This window comes from Pseudomonas meliae (assembly GCF_001400515.1).
Lineage (GTDB): Bacteria > Pseudomonadota > Gammaproteobacteria > Pseudomonadales > Pseudomonadaceae > Aquipseudomonas > Aquipseudomonas amygdali.
The window spans coordinates 1-18,853 of record NZ_LJQT01000456.1; the positions used below are offsets into that span (position 1 = coordinate 1).

General features: G+C 52.5%; 19 protein-coding genes. All 19 read left to right on the plus strand.

All coding sequences use genetic code 11. The annotated features are described in order from the left end of the window. Positions 1 to 60: 60 nt before the first annotated feature. Complete coding sequence (locus ALO64_RS20715) at positions 61 to 828, plus strand: hypothetical protein (RefSeq protein WP_129429986.1); 768 nt, start codon at positions 61 to 63, stop codon at positions 826 to 828. Beyond that, positions 825 to 1,913 carry a CpaF family protein gene (locus ALO64_RS20720; protein WP_044344615.1) on the plus strand — a complete coding sequence of 363 codons (1,089 nt, stop codon included), beginning with the start codon at positions 825 to 827 and terminating at the stop codon, positions 1,911 to 1,913. The genes ALO64_RS20715 and ALO64_RS20720 overlap by 4 nt, the downstream gene beginning before the upstream one ends. Positions 1,914 to 3,169: 1,256 nt before the next feature. Then, a complete protein-coding gene (locus ALO64_RS20735) occupies positions 3,170 to 3,502 on the plus strand; it encodes a hypothetical protein (protein WP_200893698.1) in 333 nt (110 codons plus the stop codon). 1 nt (position 3,503) lies between these two features. Beyond that, entirely contained in the window at positions 3,504 to 6,053 is a 2,550-nt protein-coding gene (locus ALO64_RS20740; protein WP_044344618.1) for a VirB4 family type IV secretion system protein, read from the plus strand. Between the two features lie 3 nt (positions 6,054 to 6,056). Then, positions 6,057 to 6,941, plus strand: coding sequence for a hypothetical protein (locus ALO64_RS20745; protein ID WP_044344619.1), 885 nt, complete (start codon positions 6,057 to 6,059; stop codon positions 6,939 to 6,941). Between the two features lie 11 nt (positions 6,942 to 6,952). After that, on the plus strand, positions 6,953 to 7,450 hold the full coding sequence (locus ALO64_RS20750; protein ID WP_044344620.1) for a hypothetical protein: 498 nt from the start codon (positions 6,953 to 6,955) through the stop codon (positions 7,448 to 7,450). Beyond that, positions 7,450 to 8,676: a type IV secretion system protein gene (locus tag ALO64_RS20755; protein WP_044344621.1), complete on the plus strand. Its 1,227-nt coding sequence runs from the start codon at positions 7,450 to 7,452 to the stop codon at positions 8,674 to 8,676. Before ALO64_RS20750 ends, ALO64_RS20755 begins: the two co-directional genes overlap by 1 nt. A gap of 10 nt (positions 8,677 to 8,686) precedes the next feature. Then, entirely contained in the window at positions 8,687 to 9,469 is a 783-nt protein-coding gene (locus ALO64_RS20760; protein WP_044344622.1) for a hypothetical protein, read from the plus strand. Then, positions 9,466 to 10,308 (plus strand): TrbG/VirB9 family P-type conjugative transfer protein, encoded by an 843-nt coding sequence (locus ALO64_RS20765; protein WP_044344623.1) that lies wholly within the window; start codon positions 9,466 to 9,468, stop codon positions 10,306 to 10,308. Before ALO64_RS20760 ends, ALO64_RS20765 begins: the two co-directional genes overlap by 4 nt. A gap of 9 nt (positions 10,309 to 10,317) precedes the next feature. Continuing rightward, positions 10,318 to 11,718, plus strand: coding sequence for a TrbI/VirB10 family protein (locus ALO64_RS20770; protein WP_052508578.1), 1,401 nt, complete (start codon positions 10,318 to 10,320; stop codon positions 11,716 to 11,718). Continuing rightward, positions 11,699 to 12,076 carry a hypothetical protein gene (locus ALO64_RS20775; RefSeq protein WP_019740977.1) on the plus strand — a complete coding sequence of 126 codons (378 nt, stop codon included), beginning with the start codon at positions 11,699 to 11,701 and terminating at the stop codon, positions 12,074 to 12,076. Before ALO64_RS20770 ends, ALO64_RS20775 begins: the two co-directional genes overlap by 20 nt. After that, positions 12,073 to 12,267 (plus strand): hypothetical protein, encoded by a 195-nt coding sequence (locus ALO64_RS25380; RefSeq protein WP_129429983.1) that lies wholly within the window; start codon positions 12,073 to 12,075, stop codon positions 12,265 to 12,267. Before ALO64_RS20775 ends, ALO64_RS25380 begins: the two co-directional genes overlap by 4 nt. Next, positions 12,239 to 13,000 (plus strand): lytic transglycosylase domain-containing protein, encoded by a 762-nt coding sequence (locus ALO64_RS20780; RefSeq protein ID WP_052508579.1) that lies wholly within the window; start codon positions 12,239 to 12,241, stop codon positions 12,998 to 13,000. Before ALO64_RS25380 ends, ALO64_RS20780 begins: the two co-directional genes overlap by 29 nt. Further along, a complete protein-coding gene (locus tag ALO64_RS20785; RefSeq protein WP_044344624.1) occupies positions 13,000 to 13,314 on the plus strand; it encodes a hypothetical protein in 315 nt (104 codons plus the stop codon). The genes ALO64_RS20780 and ALO64_RS20785 overlap by 1 nt, the downstream gene beginning before the upstream one ends. Positions 13,315 to 13,495: 181 nt before the next feature. Beyond that, positions 13,496 to 13,945 (plus strand): hypothetical protein, encoded by a 450-nt coding sequence (locus ALO64_RS20790; protein WP_044344625.1) that lies wholly within the window; start codon positions 13,496 to 13,498, stop codon positions 13,943 to 13,945. Next, positions 13,932 to 14,153: a hypothetical protein gene (locus tag ALO64_RS20795; protein WP_019740981.1), complete on the plus strand. Its 222-nt coding sequence runs from the start codon at positions 13,932 to 13,934 to the stop codon at positions 14,151 to 14,153. Before ALO64_RS20790 ends, ALO64_RS20795 begins: the two co-directional genes overlap by 14 nt. Positions 14,154 to 14,468: 315 nt before the next feature. Then, the gene (locus ALO64_RS20800; RefSeq protein ID WP_129429982.1) at positions 14,469 to 14,768 is read left to right on the plus strand and encodes a hypothetical protein; all 300 of its coding nucleotides are present in this window, start codon (positions 14,469 to 14,471) and stop codon (positions 14,766 to 14,768) included. A gap of 583 nt (positions 14,769 to 15,351) precedes the next feature. Continuing rightward, positions 15,352 to 16,788: a replication initiation protein gene (locus ALO64_RS20810; RefSeq protein WP_044344626.1), complete on the plus strand. Its 1,437-nt coding sequence runs from the start codon at positions 15,352 to 15,354 to the stop codon at positions 16,786 to 16,788. Between the two features lie 1,509 nt (positions 16,789 to 18,297). Continuing rightward, positions 18,298 to 18,711, plus strand: coding sequence for a hypothetical protein (locus ALO64_RS25385; RefSeq protein WP_152623919.1), 414 nt, complete (start codon positions 18,298 to 18,300; stop codon positions 18,709 to 18,711). The last annotated feature ends 142 nt before the right edge of the window (positions 18,712 to 18,853 follow it).

Sequence of the window (18,853 nt, forward strand, 5' to 3'; positions counted from 1 at the left end):
ACCTCTGGGGGCCGCTGATGCGGCCCAAGACAATGAGACACCAGTAGTGAGGGTACTATTTTGAATACAGCGGGTAAGTCAGTTGCACAGCAACCGTGGAGCCGAACGGTTGCATTGGAGAGGAGCAACGCAAAACTTGAGCTCGTGATTAAGTGGTTAGGTTGGTTCGACTACTCAGATAGGGAAACGCTTACCTCGATGCTCGGGGTTTCGCGCAACGGCCAGAACGCATTCTTCAACCGCTTGGAAGCATCGGGTTTTGTAAAAGTCGATAAGGCACCGGGGATACGCCGCGTCATTTACACGCTTGGTGACGCAGGATTCGAATACGCACTTGTGTTGTTGCCGAATCTCGACCTGAAGCGCAGAAAACGCTTACCGTCATGGGTAACGCTGATACACACCTTGTCGGTTCAGTCAGCGATCATCGCTAGACTCCCCCTGATAGCAGATATCAAACCTGAGAAGACGCTAAAGCATCTGCGTGCTGTCCGTCTGCCCGACGCGATAATTACTCAGCATGATGGAGCAGTGATTGCTTTGGAGGTGGAGCTAAACCACAAATCTAGCTCGCGTGTTTACAGCATTTTCCTTTCGCATCTGAAAAACATACGCAACAGAAATTACGACCAAGTGGAGTACATCTTTCCCAACGACGCGTTACGCAATTTGTACCAGGAGAAATTCGATCAGCCAATCTGGCCTATCTACAGAGCAAAAGCGGGCAGTACCAAGCTTGAGCTTGACGAAAGGCAAAGCTTCACGGCAACCGGCATCCATGACCTTAATCATTTCCGTTTCGTAACTGAGGAGCTATTTTCCCTATGATTGATGAACTTGAGCCGATACGCAGTAGTGATCTAGTCGAGACCATGCTCGGAATGGTCCCGCGAGAGGACCTCGAAAGCTGGGAGCTTTTGCTCCACTACTTTGAGCCACTAAAAGAGCTTTATCTGGACGAAGAGGTCACAGAGATTCTGGTCAACAGCTACGATCACATCGTGATCGAGAAAGCAGGAAAGCTCTACAGAATTGAGGGGGCGACATTCGGCTCAGAAAAGGCCTTGCAATCGTTCATTTACCAAGTCGCTAACAGGCTTAATCAGGAAATTGACGATGGCAATCCTGTGATGGATGCACGTTTTCCAGATGGCTCGCGGCTATGTTGCACTCTCCCTGCGGTAAGCCCCCGCGGTGCAACCATCTCAATGCGATGCAAGCCGAGAAAAGCTTACACGTTTGATGATCTTGTTCGCTTCGGTTCGATCTCTCAAGATATGGTGGATTTCATACGGGGCAGGGTAGAGTCTGCTGACACGATCTTGATCAGTGGCAACACTGGTGCTGGTAAAACGTCGCTGTTGCGGTCGTGCGCCTATTTCATCGATCCACGGGAAAGGGTCATCACCAGCGAGGATACAGCGGAGCTACATCTGCTCGGGATATTGCCGCACGTTTTGGAGCTTGAAGCCCCGAAACGAAAGCTCAGCGCGGGCGAGACAAAAATAGAGTTGGCAGACCTGGTGAAAGTCATGCTGCGTATGCGTCCCGACAGGCCTATCGTAGGTGAGGTACGTGATATGAAGGCAGCTGACGCCGTGATTCAGTTGTCGAATACTGGTCACACTGGCGGAGCAACAACCGTTCATGCAAACGGGCCGGACGACGCAATCAGGCGGTTCCAGTACCTGCTTGCAGCGACTGGGAACGTGAGCTATGAGCTAGCAGAGCATGAGGTTCTAAAATCTTTCCAATTGCTCATTCACTGCCACAGAAATTACAAGATCGGCAGGAAGGTGACGCACATCAGCCGAATCGTGAACGAAAAAATAGTCCCTATATTCATCTACGATGAGGAGGCTGGTAGGCATCGGCGGGTTGACGGTGTGGACGCCTCCGGCGGCCAGGGGTGACCCCTGGACTCAATGACTAACACCAAGGGCGCGGCCCTTGTCATCGCGCAGGGGGCCGCCCCTGAGCTCGGGAGCGCGGGGTGGTGAAACTACCCCACACTCCGTCGCGGAGGCTTGGGTCACTCCAGGACATCAAGCAGAATATGCCCTGCGGGCAGTCCTGCGGACGCGGAACCCACCCCTAGGGCGGGGCCCCCGCCATTCAGCTTGACCCCCTTACGCTCAACAGCATGGCGTCACACCCCGCGACTCCCGGTTCGAAAAAGCGATACGTACAACCGGCTATTGGGCCTGCAAGCTGCGAAAAATGATTGTCACTTCGTCATCTGGCTAGCCTTTTGGCATCAAAAACGCCACTTGTAACCAGTTTTCCTGCCGGAAATTGTCAGCTTTCTGGCGAAAAAGTGTTGCAAAGTCTCTACGCGGGATCCAAAATACGCAGGCTTTTTGACGCATCCCCAGCGGTGCTCAAATTAGCGTAGGGAGCGTCAAGCTCCCGGCGCGTCGTTAGGCCCCACAGGACGGGGTCATGCTAACTCTCCGTGTGATCCTTCAGGATCCGGGCCAATTCCAGCTTCAAGCCTTCATAGTTATGCGGCTTGGTGCTGTCGAATCTGGCACCGTTCTCTACCGCGATTTCAAGCAATGCCCTTATGACCATAGAGCGTGACGCTCTTCCGAAAAACCTTTCGGTCGCTATGGGCTCCACAAACCACTGATCTACGTCTGCCATAAGTTCGCCCGGCAGGGTGATGCTTGTTGCTTTGGACCTGCTCATGCGGGCTCCCCGGCTCGGTTAATTGTTGCTTTTCGCACCAATATATGTATAGATATGTGTATAGAGCTGTACATAGAGTTGTATATATCTCTTCAGGAGTTGAGGTAAAAGTGGACGAGCATAGAAACCCCAATCTCAAAAATAAAGCGGTATTCACTCAACGCGACACAAGCTTGGGTGTACCGACGAGGGTTTTCGTCGGAACAGCCTTCCTGATTCTGTTTGCAGCGGTCGTTTTTTGCTCATACCTAGGCTGGACGGTCGGCTTGCCCGCGACTGTCGTTCTCGCCTTGGTGATCTTCCTGCCGGTGTATTTGATCCACAAGGATGACCCAGAGGCTTATGTAGTCTGGCTGCGAAGCATGTTCACTGCCAGTAGGCTATCCGCCGTTCGAAACACTCGGCGTCGCATGTTGGTTTTGATCCCGGACGGGGCGGGCCATTTCAATATTAAAACCATAACGCAAGGAAACTCGAAATGAAGCAAGTCGTAACTCGTGGGTGTGCGGCATTCATCGCTCTAGTGATGGCTCCGGCAGCGTTCGCTGCCGGGAATAACGATGTAGACCTCGGAGGTAGCAGTAGCGGCCCCCTGCAGGCGTTTGTAGGGTTCTTGCAGGAGCTAGTCAACTTCGTAGGTGGCCCAGGTGTGCTTTTCATCGCGTTCATCGCTGGCTTTGCCGCTATCGGCTTGTGGGTGATTGCGCCCAAGGCGGGCGGTGCGGCGATAGCCTGGGCGTTCCGGGTATGTGCAGGGGTCATTATGTTGATGAACCTTGCGTTGTTATTGACTTGGCTCCAAGGCTTCTAACATGACGACAGCAACGGCTAAGAAAGCGGGCGAACCGATCAACACGAAGCTGTATGCGGCTGGATTGTGGAAGGGCAACTTGCTCTCGCACACCGGTAGCCTCGTCGGCGGACTCGAAATGTCGGGTATCGATCCTAAAGGACTGAGTGATGCTGACTTAGAGCATTCGACTGTTCTTCTGCGCAACCTTATGCAAACGCAACACCCCGACACGGTCGTCACGCAGTACTACTGGCACTTCGAAGGGGCGAACGTCGCATTCAAGGATCGCAAAGACCCGCGTAGCCAAATGCTGTCGAAGCAGCGTGAGCGGTTCCTCAATGAAGAACGTGATTTGGCGACCAGTAGGCTCTACTGGATGCTCGACGTCCCCAGTGAGGCGAACATAAACCAGCTTTTGAGCACCGCAACATTCAAAATGCTGTTTGCCGCGCCGTTCGAACGTTCGGCCCGCTCCGCTTTGCAGGCGAAGTTTAGCAACTGGGGTGCATGGCTTGTTGAGCAAGATGAGCTGCGGCGTCAAGGTGAGTTGCTAGACGGCGCTTTGTCTGAGCTTGACGCTAAGGTCCAGGTTCTTTCTGCGCAGAATATGCGGTTGACACCTGAAAAATTGTGGGCTCAATGCCGCGCAATGGTGAATCTGCGGCCTGAGTACCTGGAAAGCGCTCAGACAGAGACGATACCTGCCGAAGATTGGGATCGGATGCTGCCTGACGGTGACGTCCATCCAGTTGTAATAGATGGTATGGACTGTTTGAAGATCGACGGCGTAGAACCAGTCTACGCGACCATCGCATCTGTGACGGCCTTCGGCGGCGAGCATGTGCCAGAGGGTATGTGGGGCCGAGGTAGCGTTATGCCTGTCCTACAGAACGGCAACTATTTGATCATGACTAAGGCACGGCCACTCTCGCTTATAGAGCGTGCGTTCATGATCACAGGCAAAGAGAACGAGCTTCACCGCAGCCAAATGAAGTTCTCATCCATGATCAAGGGTGAAGATGTCAGCAGCAAGATTCAGTCGCAGATCGACGGCAGCAACCATCTGAAGAAGAAGGTCGCTGAATTGGAGGATGCCGCCAATTCGCCTGACCGCTACTACCACTTCCAGTCGCATGTGGTGGTCTTCCACACTGACCCGGTGAAAATGCGCAAAGCGCGCCTTGATATGAACCTGTCTTTGACGCAAAGCGGCTTTCATGTGGTGTGGGAATCGGCTGGCCTGTTGGACCTGTTCCCTATGCTTCTGCCTGGGTATCCAAAAAAGTCATTCCGGGCAGCAGAGTTCACATCGTCGCAAGTAGGTGCTTGCTCACTGATCTTTCGTTCAAGCGAGGGGATCAAGCAGTGGGGGGTCGATAACGAAGAAGCACTCTACGTCCTAGAAAGTGAAGATGGGACTCCATTCCATTACACGCCGTTCGTAGGCGACAAGTGTCTGTCCATCGGTGTTGGGCCCTCACGGATGGGCAAGACCTACCTAAAGAACGTCGTAGCCGGCCATTTCCTCAAGTACGGGAAGGACGGTAAGGGATCGCTGTATCAGGCCGTAGACGTTGATGAAGGCTCTGAATGCGTAGCCGCATTCTTCCAAGAAGATGGCGGAATATTTCGCTTAACAAATACCGATGCGGATCGTGGATCGAATCCTTTTGTGGCTGCGGAAGGTGAGTTCGACGCGGCCTTCAAATACCACATGCTCTCGCAGATTCGGCTGATGCTCGCTATGAACGACAGCGAAGAGCTGCGTGGGCTTGATAAACACGAACAGCTTGAGCTTGATCGCTCGCTGTCTGAAACACTTCGCCTCCCCAAACACATGCAGCACATGACGGCGTTGTACAACCACCTGGGTAAGTCGTTGAAGCTTAAGCTAGCACGCTGGGTTAAAGGCGGAATGAATGGGAACCTGCTTGATAACGTCGAAGACGGTATAGGCAGACTGGATAAGCGTATCTCTGTTTATAATTTAAGCGGCGTCAAAGATAAGCATGACCTTGCGCAGCTGATGATGAATGAGATCTTTTACCGAGTCGTTAAGCTGTTTGAAGAACCTGCAAATCGCGGTGTACCCAAACTATTGGAAATGGACGAAGCTCAGTATCTTTTAAGCATTCCCGGTATGGCAGAGTTCATCGTGAAAAAGGCGCGAACTTGGTTCAAGCACAATGGCGGTATGGCTTTCTGGACCCAGGATCCCGAGCACTACTCAAATTTAGAAGGGTGGGCCACGCTGCGTTCATCCGCGTCAACTTGGTGGTTCATGGCCGATCCAACTATGGATCGCCAAGCGTACAAGCTTGCGTTTAACTTGTCCGAAGGTGAGCTGGACGCAATCGCAGGTCTCATTCCTCGAAAACAGGCGTTCATTATCCAGCGTGAGGCTGGTATCTCGAAGGTCGTTAACATCGTTGCATCTAAACAGGAGCATGTTGTAGCTACAAGCCGTCCGCATGAGGCGATAATCGTTAGAGAGATGCTTAATCAGTACCCCAATGATATTGATAAAGCAGTCAGTGAAATGGTCAAGCGAATTTTCCCAGGAGAATGACAGATGATTACTAAGGATTTTGCGCTTCGGCGTTTTGTCAGTTCGGTAAAGCTGGCTTGGACCCGTTGTGTAGTGGCCGCGATGATTGCTGTTACCCCACTAACAGGGTACACAAACGGTTTTCCAACGTTCGACGTAACAGCGGTTGCGCAGGCTGTCGCGGACTACTCAAATCAGCTGATGCAATACACGGAGCAGATGCAGCAGACAATTCTTGAAGAAAGCCAGCTCGCTCAGCTTGTTGCTACATACGAGCAGACTATGACCTCCTACGATCATATGCTGACGCAAATGACTGGCCTGAAAAACAAGATAAGCAGGCGTGACTGGCAGGGAATATATGCCAAGTATGGAAACGTGATTGATAGCTATCCGGGGAACATGCCCAACTTCAGCGCGGGCAAGTGGATTGCGAAAGGTAAGGACCTGCAATCGCTCTACGCGAGGATTGATCAGGCTCGTGATCTTGAGGATGCGATTCGAGCGCTTCCCTTTGATGCCAAATCGGAGCAGCAAGCCACGGTTGCGTCAGAGCAAAGCTTTGCGCGAGAGCAGCTGGCGGTGGGCCAGAGCTTGTTCGTAGACGATATGGCGAGCGAGTCTGAGATTCAGATGGAACGTTACGGTGAAGTTGCGGAGAAGCGCGCAGCTCTCGGCCCCGAGGACCATCTAAAAACGCTGCAAGTTATGGCAGAGCAGAACGAACTCATGATTGAAGCAGCTCAACAGCAAAACGCGATTAATAACGCGCAGCTTCAATATGCTAACCAGTTGGATGCGCAAGTGTTCTCCTTGCAAAACCAAGGTCGCATGGCTTCTTTGAAAGAAGCTAAAGCCAGACTCAGCGATGAGATTGTTATCGACAATGAGCCGTTGTCGAAATACTGATTGGAGGTTTTATGAAATTCATTACTGCCGCTGTTATTGCGTTCATTGCATTGCCTGTCTTTGCAGACTCCAAGTCAGACGACATGGCACGTGTAAAGATGATCCAAGACGGTATAAAAATATGTGATGCCAAAGGGTTCGCTACTGTAGGTGAAAAGGATACGTGCGTCAGCGGTTACACAGCGAAAGCAAACGGCCTGTACCCCCCCCGTGGAAGCGAGGACTATTCCAAAAAGCACTATGCGGGCCTGGGAAAGAGCGCAGCAGAGGGAGCCTTGCAGAAGCTCCAGCGCGAATGGGGTACGGCACAGAAGGGTGGTTACTTCAGTGCGCGCCGTAAACCCGGCGTTGTGACGAAGAAGGCGATCGTGCAGGAAGGGTGGTGGATTCAGGTCCATGTGCTGGGCGCACGTCAGACACAAGATGATCCGTGGTTCATCGAGTGCAAGGGCGGCAAGACTTTGAACATCGTGCGTCGCTGCCCGCTCGGTAAAGGAGGGGAAGAGTAATGTTCTCTTACCTACTTCACGCGCAGCTTCTGGTTGCTTCCATCGCGTTGATTTGCGCGACCTTGATCGTACTGCGAAAGCGTCGCCTAAAGCGCAATGCGGTTGAGGACAGTCAGCCGGTCGCAGTTCCGCTGTACGCGAAGGACGAGGTTACGGATACGTTTGTCGTCGTGGGGTACTCCTCCGCTGGTGCGGTGAGCGGAGAAGCCGTTCGTAAACCATCGAGCTGGTCGAATCCAAGTCGCGGTCAGAAGATCGCGCGGCTCCTAGTGTTCATGATTTTACTGGGTGGCGTCTTTCTATCGCCTGTTTTGTTTATGGGGCAGGCAGAGGCCGGTCTGTCTCAAGAAATGAAGGGGATCTTTAACAACGAACTTCGGGACTTTGTGGACAGTATGATGTCCGCAAGCGACGGGCCAGTACATGACTTTACGCGAGTCATGTTTCTAGCCGGATCTGTCATTCTGTTTGCTATAGAGATTACAAAGTTTATTTTTATGGGCACGCGTGCGGCTGAATCTAATGCACAGGCGGTGCTATGGTGGTTCGCGACACTCGCTATTATGGAAAGCTACAATCCCGCTACGTCCGCTATATGGAACGTTGCTGTAGGCATTGCAAACGGATATCAAGAACATTTGGTTGGTAATACTGATAACTTCTTCCTTGCCCAATGGATTCATAAAGCGAAGGGCGCAGTCAACGTCGACGAAATGACGATATTTGATACTGCGAAACTGTACATTTATTATGTGTCTTGGATGGTTACCGGCTCATTTTTGGATTTGGTTGCGTCCTTAGCTGCCATGTGGGCTGATTTTGGATATGCGCTTTCGAAAGTCATCGGTCCTATCTTCATACCTTTTTTGTTGTTGCCTGCAACGCGAAATTTGTTTGACGGTTGGTTCAAGTTTTTTATAGGCTTTGGCTTCCTGTTAGTCGTGCTCAAAGCGACTATGGTAGTTGCGGCTATTTCGATCAAAGCTATTATGGCATCGCTCAATGTAAGCTTCGCGGGTAATGGCTGGGGTGACCCAATTTCATATGTGAATGTCGGTAAGGATAATTTTTACTTGTTGTCAGATGCATCCTGCATGCTGGCGATTGCAGCGCTCTTTGTACTTTCGTCGTTTGTTTTTGCGTCTGCCTTGGCTGGCGGGCTCGGAAATTTGAGCGGCGGACTAGGTTCAGCAGCCAATATGGCCGTTAAAAAATTCATGAAGTGAGGGTTGTCGTATGCCAGTCATACAAGATGAGCAAGAATTGAAGAAGGCAGGTGTCAGCGACACCGAAGTGCCTCGTGATATTTCTAAGCTGCGGGTGCAGAACAACCGTTACTTCGTGATCATTCTATTGCTGATAGCAGGGCATTTTGTCCAGACCTGGGTGAGCAAGGTTGCTTTTGATAAAGCACAGACCACTAAGGAAGTAGTTTACGTAAAACTGTTTCCGGACGGTAATTGGCACGTCGGGGAATTCAAGCCCGAGGACGAGCAGATCTACTTCCGTTCGACCATTGATCGGTCTTTGGAATCTTACGCGAAGAACCGCTACGGCCAGTTGCCTGAAACGGTAAAACGCAATTACGCAGAGGCAGCGGTATTTATGTCCGATGCGATGATGGCCGATTTTGTCAGCACTCAGCCAGGTGGCTTCAATGCTAGCCAACGGGCGGTTGACATAGCCAATAATAAAAACTCGGATCGAGTAGAAGTAACTTGGAGATTCGCTGATCACTATGATCGGATTCCAGCGATCTTTAACAAGAAGTCAGGAGAGGTTATCCGATCCAACGTCTATCTGACCGTAGTAACAAAAACCTCAAACGGCTTGGTAAAACAGAACGGCGTTGAGAAGAAGATTTTGCGCGTCCAGTGGCGTTTGTTGCCAAAAGAGCAACTTGCCGAGAAGAAACAGGACTGGTTACGCGTTAACCCACTTGGACTTGAAATTATCGAGTCCGATTTGATCGATGATCCAGCAGGCTATAACAGCGCTCCAGAGGGCCAAGCACAATGAAAAAAGCAATTATCAATACTGGTGTTAGTGTGATCCTGCTGGCCGCTGCTGTGTCAGCGCAGGCTGCGAGCTGCCGCGTAATCCACTGGAAACCAGACATGGTGATACAGGTGAACTCGGCTATGTACCTCGGCACTCGTATCGAGTTTCCGGCCGATATCATCATGGACCCAGTGCCCAGCTCGACGCTTTGGGATACGGACGGAGCAACCAGTCAGATCGTTGTCAAGCCTAACAGTCAGCAACCTGATGGTGCACAGGCCGTTGTCCGTGCCTGGACGGCTGATGGCAACTCATACGACATTCTTGCAAAACGCGTCTCTGCTGACCAAAACGACACTTGTGTAAAAGTCGTAGCAGACGGCATGGTCTTCACTTCTGAGGGGCGCGCTGCGTTGCAGGCGCAGTCTGCTCGCTTGGCTCAGGGCAACGCAGCGGCGGGTGTGCAAGCGCAGCAGCTCCAGCAGCAGCTCAGCCAAGTCCGGCGTCAAGCGGAGGACGATAAGAAAAAGGCCGTAGTCGAAGCACTGCGCCGTTTCCGGTACCACGTTTACACCCGCTATAGCTGGGATGAGGGAAGTGGCTTTGCTGCCAAAGGCATCATCACTGATGTATACGACGATGGCCGTTTCACCTACATCAGGCTGAATCAGCCTAACCGTGGGTTGCTGTCAGTAGAAACCGAGATCGGCGGCAAGAACGCCGTGGTACACACGTCTTACGACGATGCCTACGGCATGTACGTTATCTCCGGCATCTACCCCAAGTTCACACTTCGCGCTGACGAGGCCGAAATCGGCGTTAAACGTGCGAACAGCGACACTCATGGCGAGTTTTAAGGGGGATTTATGACCAAAGAATCCTCGCCTCGGGTGGAAGAGAAACCCGCAACGTACAAGCGGAAGATGCAACTTTGGTTTTTTGTGGCCGGCGGCATCGTCCTGAGCCTGCTGGGCGTACTGACGCTTATGAACATTTGGACAAACATGAACGGGGGGACTAAGCGAACAGATCCTGTCGAGGAAGCTCCGCCTGTTCGACATTCAAATAACGATGCTCGTGATCAGTTCAATCAACTACTTGATGGCCGCAGGCCAACGCCGCGACCTGTAGCCGTTGAAACTAACCGTTCCTCGCTTGAGCAGCAGTTGGACGATTTGGACACCACCACTCCCCAGGGGAAAGCTATAGCAGCTCAAGAGGCTGCCCAAAAAGAACAGTCCATGTCAGCCGAGGAAAAAGAACTCCGTTCGTTTAGGGCGAAGGAGACGACTCGTGCGCTAAAGGCCGCTCAGGGGGGCTGGAATCTCTCTAAAGCCAAATCCGCGCAGACGGCGCAAGGATCCACTCCAAGAGCCGCCGCTGCGTCTACTCCAGCTCCCAAGGGCGACATAAATAGCCAAGTCGCAAACCTGAACCGCCCATTTAACGATGGTGAGAGCTTGGAGCAGCGTCGCGCCGAGGTGAAGCGCCGGATCGAAGAGGCGCAGCGCTTGCGCGCCACGCTTGCGGCCCAAGGGGCATCCGGCCTGCCAGAAGCCGCAGGACGTGGCACGCCGAGTCCGGTGCGTCAGGAATTGCAGCAAGTATCATCCGGTTTTTCTAAGCCGCCTGAGAACGTAGTTGGCTACACCAAAGACAACAAGTACAACGCGGATATTGAAGGAAAAATCAAGGTTCCACCTGGGACCGAAATCTTGACAACTTTGACGAAAAAAGCAGTATCCGATTATCCAGGTTCGTCGTTGAAGGCAATAGTGAGCCGCGACGTATACGATACCTCACGGCGGTATGTAGTGTTTCCTAAAGGTATGGAAATCAATATCGGCATAGAGCGTACACGCAATGTTAACGAAGCAATTTCAGACCGTGTTGCATTCTTGGTCAAGAACGGTGTTCGACCTGATGCCAAGTTAATAGATTTTAGTAAGGCTAGTTCTGCGGACAGAGAAGGTGTCGGTGCTATTGGTGATCAAACCGACTACCACTTTTTGCCGCAGTTCCTTGGCGTTGCGGCGTATGCCCTTATCGGTTCACAGAGCAGCTATTCAGGGACCGGCGACGAGAAGGGCAGTTACGCTGGTGACGTTGGTGAAAACTCACGTCAGCAGTTCTCACCACTTGTTGAGAAGTACCTGAACATTGTGCCGACACAGACTATTCGTCCTGGGCAAAGCTTTCAGGTGATCATTGAAGAAGAAATGTATGTTGAACCTTGGAGCGACCTCTATGCGAAATACATTAATTAAAATCTTGTGTGCGGTCGCTTTCTGGCCGATGTTGAGTTTGGCTAACGATACTGCTAACAGTCAATCAAGCGTCATCGACCCGCTCGCGCTGTATGCGCGTACTGTCTACCCGGAGGATGCGCAAACCGTTGGTGATGCAGCGCGTTACTTGTTGGAGCCTAGCGGCTACACGCTGGTCACATCGTATCCAGCCCCTAGTGATGCAATAACCATCGTCAACTCGCGTATCCCTCCTATCGCGAAGATTCACAGGACGATGCCGATTATCGACGCATTGCAGCTCCTGATCGGCAACGACAACTGGATCGTCATTGATCGCAACCACAAGCTTGTCTCTTTCTCGGAGAAAAAATCATGAAGAAAGCCCTGCTTATGATTGGTATTAGCGCCGTACTGACGGGCTGTAACACGACACATGTGACCGGAACAGGTGAGTTCTTTTCTTTGTCGAGTCGCAATGTTGTCTACCGCGACCTGACACGGCCTGTAAGTGTGGATAACGAGCCGGAGAAAGCGAATTATGTCGTTGTTCCTGCCAAAGCTCAGTAAGCCATTCGTAGCGCTGGTAATGCTCCTGGGCGTTACCGCTAATGCATGCGCTGCCGACTCCGATCCAACGGACACAGAGGAGCTGTACGCGTACCTGTTCCCAGGCACTGAAAAAGCGCAACCGTCCTCGATGCCAGCAGAGAACTATGCCGCACCAGCTACGGGAGCGGTGACGGGCTTTGGGTCCAAGAAGCGTCGCGCTGGCTGGAGTCAAGATCAAGTTATGGCCATGCGTGAAGCGTTCAAGCGTAAGGAAGATGAGCTTCCTGAGGCACAAGCGCCTGCAGGCGTTGTGCCGGTGCCCACCGATTCGGGTTTGTACGACCCGCAGGGCGCACCTATCGGTGATGGACCTTACGCGGAACTCATAAAGCAGAACGCTAAAGAGCAAGACGTCAATGAAAGCGTCATCAGCGAAATAATCGCTCAAGAGTCACGCAACGACCCGAATGCGATCAGTCCGAAGGGGGCGCAAGGCCTGATGCAGCTTATGCCAAGTTTGTCCAAACAATTCAATATTGACCCCTTTGATGTCGCCATGAACATTAAGGTTGGCACCCGGTATTTTGCCGAATTGCTCGCCAAGTATAAGCGGCTGGATTACGCCTTGGCTGCGTACAACGCTGGCCCAGGAGCAGTTGATAAATACAACGGTATCCCCCCTTTCCCTGAAACGCAGAACTACGTTAGCTCAATACTTGCACGCGTTTCGAAATATGAGGCTAGCAACTGATGAAAAATGTTTTTCTATTAGCTTTGCTGCTATCAAGCTCCGTAATGGCCGGTAGCGAATACGATTTTGACTACGATGATAAAAACGATATGCGCGCTGCGTACACCATGTGTGCCACAACCGGTTTTATAGGTGGCGACTGTCCTAAAGTCCAGGTCAAGTGCTGGCAGCCGCCGATGACTTACAGGAAAAGCGGCAACACACACACGTATTGCGTAGATAAACCAAATTTCAGTGTGTCGGGGGATGAACAGCAACGCAACTTGGATGAAGCAAGTAAGCGAGCTCAAGACGTCATCGGCAACGATCAATGAGCGTTATAGACCACACGCGGATTACGTCTAGTGGTTGCGTCACCTGCTTAGTGGTGGGCTGGCCGGGGCATCCGGCAGCATGTTTGAAACCATCTGCGGATTACGCCTAGTGGTTGCGTCACCTGCTTAGTGGTGAGCTGGCCGGGGCATCTGGCACCATATTTTGTAACGAGGAAGCGCAATGTTGACGGACTGCGATAAACGATGGCTTGAAGCGATTCGCGAAAGCCATAGGAGTTGGACTCCGCTCGTCCTTGCCGAACTACGTGGCGTGCAACCAGCAGATCTGCGGCAGATCGCCGGTCAGGTGCTGGTCTTTTACAACCATATGTATGTGAGTGCTCGCCAGTTGGTCGACGCTGTAGTTCAAGAAACCGTTACCCAGAACGGGCACGTGGCAGAGGTGTACGAATACAGCTGCGCATGCGCTGTGCATAAGCTTCAAGATTCTTTAACCCCAGCGGATGGACGCGCTGTGATGCTCGCTAGCGGGTATTACGGGGTCGATCTTGACGTGATGCGTACCAATGCGGATCAAGCCGTTCGTGACGCCGCTCAGCGGCTCTACGAGGACTGGTTGGCAATCGATGAAAACACGATGAAGAGGAACCAACGCAATGGAAACCGATAAGAAAGTTCGTTACGACGCACTGATCCCGCACGAATTCACAACCGGTGAAGGCGAGAATTTGAAGAAAAAGACCGCTTGGACAAGGGTAGGGGCTGCATTTCCGACCTCTGACGGCAAGGGTTTCAACATCGAAATAACCCCGAACATTTCCGTCAGTGGCCGTGTGGTGTTGCGGATCTATGAACCGAAGCCTGCGGCTGCGGAGTGATCGATGTTGTCACGAAAAGCGGTCAAGGGGTTGGTGCGGCCCACAGGCGCGAAGCGCCGAGGACTCGGCCCCTTGACGGCTCGTAGTGACGTAAAGGCTCTGCGACGGAGTGGGGGGTAGCTTCATCACCCCACGCTCCCGAGCTCAGGGGCGGCCCCCTGCGGGTTGGAGAGTAGCTGCGCAGCAGCGCGAGAGGCGGGCAGAGCCCGGTCTCTTGATGGATGCACGGGAAGAATATTCGCGTTTTTGCGCACCTGCTTAACCTGGCTAACTCGCAAGTGATTGCGTTGACGTTGAATCGAAGAAGGACAGATTGTGCGCTTACAAATACTCAAGAGACTGTTTCAAGAAGGCATCCCTATGGCTGCCTCGGTGATTACAGACCCTGATACTCCAGGCAATTGGTTGCTGCGCATCACCAAAACCAGAACTGGTGACCATGAGCTGGTAACGGTGGCTGAAAAGTCTGATCAGGTTAAGCGCTATGTGCGCTACGGCGCTGCTGTGATGGACGCGCATCGGATCGGCTTTCGCGAACTGACTATAGCGATGCCGGACGACATGGAGCCGAACGGGGCCTTCGGGTCACCAGCTGCTGCACGCGCAACTCACTGAGGACAGCACAAATCCCGAAAACCTGCGTTAATTCCGCTGTTTGGGCTGTCGAAAGCCTGATTTTTGTTACATGAATTGCTATTTCATGCAGCGGAGCTTAATCTTGATTCGTTATTACCAAACGATTTGAGGGCGTCATGGCCGTGGATCTTTCTCAAGCGCGACAGATGTACAAGGACGGTGCCTTAAAAGCGGCAATCGTCGCTCCCGCTCCGATGATGCATGCATCATGGGTGCTTATGGTTGAGCGAACGGATGGATCCTTGGCAACGGTTACGCTCGCAAGGTCCGAGGCGCACAAGGTCTACTCGACACTTGGTGCTGCTCATGGTGACGCTCGTAGGATAGGGTTTGTTGAAGTGAGGACGTTACACATGACGGATACGCAAGTGGCGTAGCCAGATTGCAGAAACCAAAAAGCCCGGCGTGGTAACCGGGCTTTTTGGACTAACCAGAACAGGTTTTCTTCTTTCGACGGCAGAAACCTGTTCCTCAACAAGGTGAGCTGATTATGGCTGGCACTTCGGCTTCGTGCAAGTCGAAGAAAGCAGTTGTAATCAGCTGACCGCTGAACGGCGGGAACATGGATGCAACCTTAAAAGCGGTGGGTACCGCTGTCGTCACCGGCAGCACCCAGCGCAAGAAGCAATCAAGCAAGTCCTCTGCGGCACCTGATCGCTATTTCGAAGCCGGTACGGCTCTCAATAGGATCCTGAGCGAATCGCCTTACCTTGCACGGTGCAGCGACAACAAGACCGCTGCGCTGGTCCGACCGCGTGACCATGCAATTCGGTTTCCCTACATGCAGATCAACCGGCGCGGGATGGTGTCGTGGTTGATCTTCGACCTCGATCACGCAAACTCGCTCATTTGGGATGATCTTGGCCTGCCTCAGCCCAATCTGATCGTGCGCAATAGGGCAAATGGGCATTCCCATTTGTACTACGCAATCTCACCGGTATGCACGACAGAGAAGGCCAGAGACAAACCCATCGCGTACATGAAAGCGATTTACTCTGCTTTCGCTCTCTTGCTAAAAGCCGATCCGGACTACAACAGCGGGCCAGTCGCCAAGACTCCCGGCCACCCTTGGTGGCTTACCACAGAATTGCACGATCACGTCTACGACCTCGCAGATCTGGCCGAGTACGTTTCCACGCAGGTGAATCCGTGGCGCAAAGCTGGACGGCTTGAAGACCTGCCTGAGTCCAGGCACGTCATGCTGTTTGAAAGGTTGCGCTATTACGCGTACAGCGTTGTCGGCCAGCAGCGCGAGGAAGGCAGTTTCGAATCGTTCTGTCGGTTGCTGGAAGCTTATGCGCACAACAACAACACTTTCAGCCGTCAAGGTTTCCACACCGGAAACCTACCGCAATCGTCTTTGCGGGCTACGGTCAGATCGATCAGCCGGTGGACATGGGCGCACTACTGGGGAGGTTCGCCTTGCTGTCGTGGCGTGATGGAGCTGGACGCGGCCTTGCCGCTAGAAGACCGTCAAAGACTTGCTGCGAAGCGTACTCATGAGCTGCGACAGAGAGCGACTGAATCAGCGATTAGAGCCGCTTGTAGATCGCTGCAAGGGCAAGGGCAAAAATTGAGTCTAACGGCTGTTGCTGAGACAGCGGGCGTCACACGGCAGACGGTGGCCAACTATGGCCACATCTTTGCCGAGGTCGCGACGCCGTCCCCAGTGGCCAAGCTGGAAGCACGAAGCGGCAGGGCCGAAGAAAGCGTGTCCAAGCGTGAAATGCTATCAAAAGATGCCCCGGGCACCAGGTGGCCAAGTTCAAAATGCTGTCATTCCGAGTCAGAAACGGATGCCGGCATAAGAAAGCAGTCCTCAGAAATGCTATCAAAATCGGTGCCTGGCGCCGGCGATCGATCCCCTAAATGCTATCAATTCATAGGGCAGGCCGACGTCCGAAAAAATGTTAAGTATGGTGTACATCAGATATCAGCACGAAGTGCCGCGCCTTTTCGTTGCGCATGGTCCCTTAAGGAAAGTGAGAACTCCTCATAGTGCTGGGGAGTGAACGGCGTGTGTTTCGTGAAGGGTTACGCGTACATCGCTACACATTTGTGAATATAGGTAACTGTTAGAACAATGATTGATTGGCACCGTGTTGGATTGCCCAGGTGGTATGACTCAATGCTTGGCAGGTGTAGTGACTGTCGAGTTGCTCGGATTGCTGGTGTATCGCAGGGTGCTATTCGGTACAGGCGTGAGTTATTTGGGATTGCTGCATGGACAGCAGCAATGAACATTGGGGTGAATAGAGAAAACGGACAAAATCGTACGCTAAGCATTCGGCCTGCCTGGTTGAGGTCACACATGCCCCATGACCGAAATTTCTGGACACCTACAGGCAAGAAAAAACCCGCGTTGGCCTAAGCCGCAGCGGGTTTCCTCCCCAGTCAAAAAGGTCTATTAGAACCAATCTTTCCAGTGGTCACGGATGAAATCGTAGAAGGCGCGGGCCAACATACGAATCACCAGATCTTTCAGTGCATTCAGCCAAGGCTTCATACTTGAGGTCTCTGAATTCGACCTTACCTTCCGGCGTTTTTCCGGGACACATAGCGCCGTTAGAGCACGTCAATGCTTCCAGTGAGGTTCAGCCGGTTGATGGGCCTCAGGTTTCACCCGCGCGGCTTCCTAGGTCCGCGCCCTTGGTCCGAAATCGTTAAAGCAACCGACCCACATCACGTTTCACAATTGACAGCCGCATCTTAGCGAGGCGCTAATAGATTCGCCATTACAAAATTTACTCCAGAAAGCCGCTTGCAGGCTTTGGCTAGCCTCCGACCTGTTTATTTCCCTTGAAATTGCTGGGTGTTTCATCAAAAAAGAGTTGCAATCATAATTTACCTTTGTAAACATAAATGCCACGTCAATGCTTCCAGTGATACCGGCAGATAGGCCCCTAACCGATTTGCCAACAAAAAACCGCCTTTCCTGGGCGGTTTTTTTGTGCGTTACATTTGGTGAGCCTGTTTAGGTGTGTCCGTTGGAGTACACCTCAACCTGGCGTCAGGCGGCTCACTGGCACCGCGTCAGACTAGGGCCGTTTTGTGCATTTTCTGACGCCGAGGCGTTAATCTCTATGGCCTCAACCTGACAGGTCGAATGCTTAGCGTACGATTTTGTCCGTTTTCTCTATCGACCCCAACATTGAACCTTTCAGGGAAATGTTCGGCGTCTTGCCTGAGCGCGAGATTGCGCGTCGCGCCGGGGTATCCGTTCACAGTGTTGCCCGGTTTCGAGACCGTATGCAGCTGCCTAGGGAGGCGCTGATTTATTCGATTTTTCGTCCCTGCAACGCTCTGGAGGCCTTGATTTATCAGGGGGCAACAGCTGGGTTTTAGAATAAATCAGCGGCTCCCTAGATATCCTCGATCAGTAGTAAAACCCAAGCGTGCTGCGCAGCGTGTACCACTTGGTCATCCGCTTCGCGAATACCAGCAGTTTATCGGTCTGGTACCAGACGCTGATTTGGCCTGTCGTGTGAACGTTGAGGTGGGTCTTGTTGTGCAGATCCGTCACGAGCTTGGCCTCGATGAGGTGTCACCAAATCAACCAGGAGTGGAGCCCTTTGTTCATCCGGCATATCACGGTCCACTCATTGGTTTTGAGCCTCTGCTGTCGCAGATGTCGGCTGTGAAGGTGAGCCGTGCAACAGGATTGCCCATCGGTATTATTGAGGCACGTCGCGATTTTTTAGGCATCCCACCATTTGTTCGTTTCTCAAAGCTCGACAAGTACAAACATCTGATCGGTCGCGTTTCAAATTACGCACTGGCCAAATACGTTGGAGTGTCGACAACTAGGGTATCTGAGTACCGAAAGCAGAATTCAAACCAGCCTCATACGTCAAATGTGCTGGGCAACACATCTGCGACTTCATCAGATTTTACGCAGCAGCGCGTACTTTCTCCGGCCTGACTGACTCTCGCCTCTGGCAGGCAGGGATGCTCCCTGCACGGCAGATCAGAGCAACACCAAGGGCGCGGCCCTTGTCAACGCGCTGGGGTCGCCCAGGCCTCGGGTGCGCGGGTGATGAAGCCACCCCACACACTCCGGCCAA

Excerpts from the sequence above, each read along its gene's own strand:
- ALO64_RS20770 (WP_052508578.1), top strand. The coding sequence starts at position 10,318 with ATGACCAAAGAATCCTCGCCTCGGGTGGAAGAGAAACCCGCAACGTAC.
- ALO64_RS20810 (WP_044344626.1), top strand. The coding sequence starts at position 15,352 with ATGGATGCAACCTTAAAAGCGGTGGGTACCGCTGTCGTCACCGGCAGC.
- ALO64_RS20720 (WP_044344615.1), top strand. The coding sequence starts at position 825 with ATGATTGATGAACTTGAGCCGATACGCAGTAGTGATCTAGTCGAGACC.
- ALO64_RS20760 (WP_044344622.1), top strand. The coding sequence starts at position 8,687 with ATGCCAGTCATACAAGATGAGCAAGAATTGAAGAAGGCAGGTGTCAGC.
- ALO64_RS20755 (WP_044344621.1), top strand. The coding sequence starts at position 7,450 with ATGTTCTCTTACCTACTTCACGCGCAGCTTCTGGTTGCTTCCATCGCG.
- ALO64_RS20745 (WP_044344619.1), top strand. The coding sequence starts at position 6,057 with ATGATTACTAAGGATTTTGCGCTTCGGCGTTTTGTCAGTTCGGTAAAG.
- ALO64_RS20780 (WP_052508579.1), top strand. The coding sequence starts at position 12,239 with ATGTCGTTGTTCCTGCCAAAGCTCAGTAAGCCATTCGTAGCGCTGGTA.
- ALO64_RS20750 (WP_044344620.1), top strand. The coding sequence starts at position 6,953 with ATGAAATTCATTACTGCCGCTGTTATTGCGTTCATTGCATTGCCTGTC.
- ALO64_RS20785 (WP_044344624.1), top strand. The coding sequence starts at position 13,000 with ATGAAAAATGTTTTTCTATTAGCTTTGCTGCTATCAAGCTCCGTAATG.
- ALO64_RS20740 (WP_044344618.1), top strand. The coding sequence starts at position 3,504 with ATGACGACAGCAACGGCTAAGAAAGCGGGCGAACCGATCAACACGAAG.
- ALO64_RS20790 (WP_044344625.1), top strand. The coding sequence starts at position 13,496 with ATGTTGACGGACTGCGATAAACGATGGCTTGAAGCGATTCGCGAAAGC.
- ALO64_RS20775 (WP_019740977.1), top strand. The coding sequence starts at position 11,699 with ATGCGAAATACATTAATTAAAATCTTGTGTGCGGTCGCTTTCTGGCCG.
- ALO64_RS25380 (WP_129429983.1), top strand. The coding sequence starts at position 12,073 with ATGAAGAAAGCCCTGCTTATGATTGGTATTAGCGCCGTACTGACGGGC.
- ALO64_RS20795 (WP_019740981.1), top strand. The coding sequence starts at position 13,932 with ATGGAAACCGATAAGAAAGTTCGTTACGACGCACTGATCCCGCACGAA.
- ALO64_RS20735 (WP_200893698.1), top strand. The coding sequence starts at position 3,170 with ATGAAGCAAGTCGTAACTCGTGGGTGTGCGGCATTCATCGCTCTAGTG.
- ALO64_RS20765 (WP_044344623.1), top strand. The coding sequence starts at position 9,466 with ATGAAAAAAGCAATTATCAATACTGGTGTTAGTGTGATCCTGCTGGCC.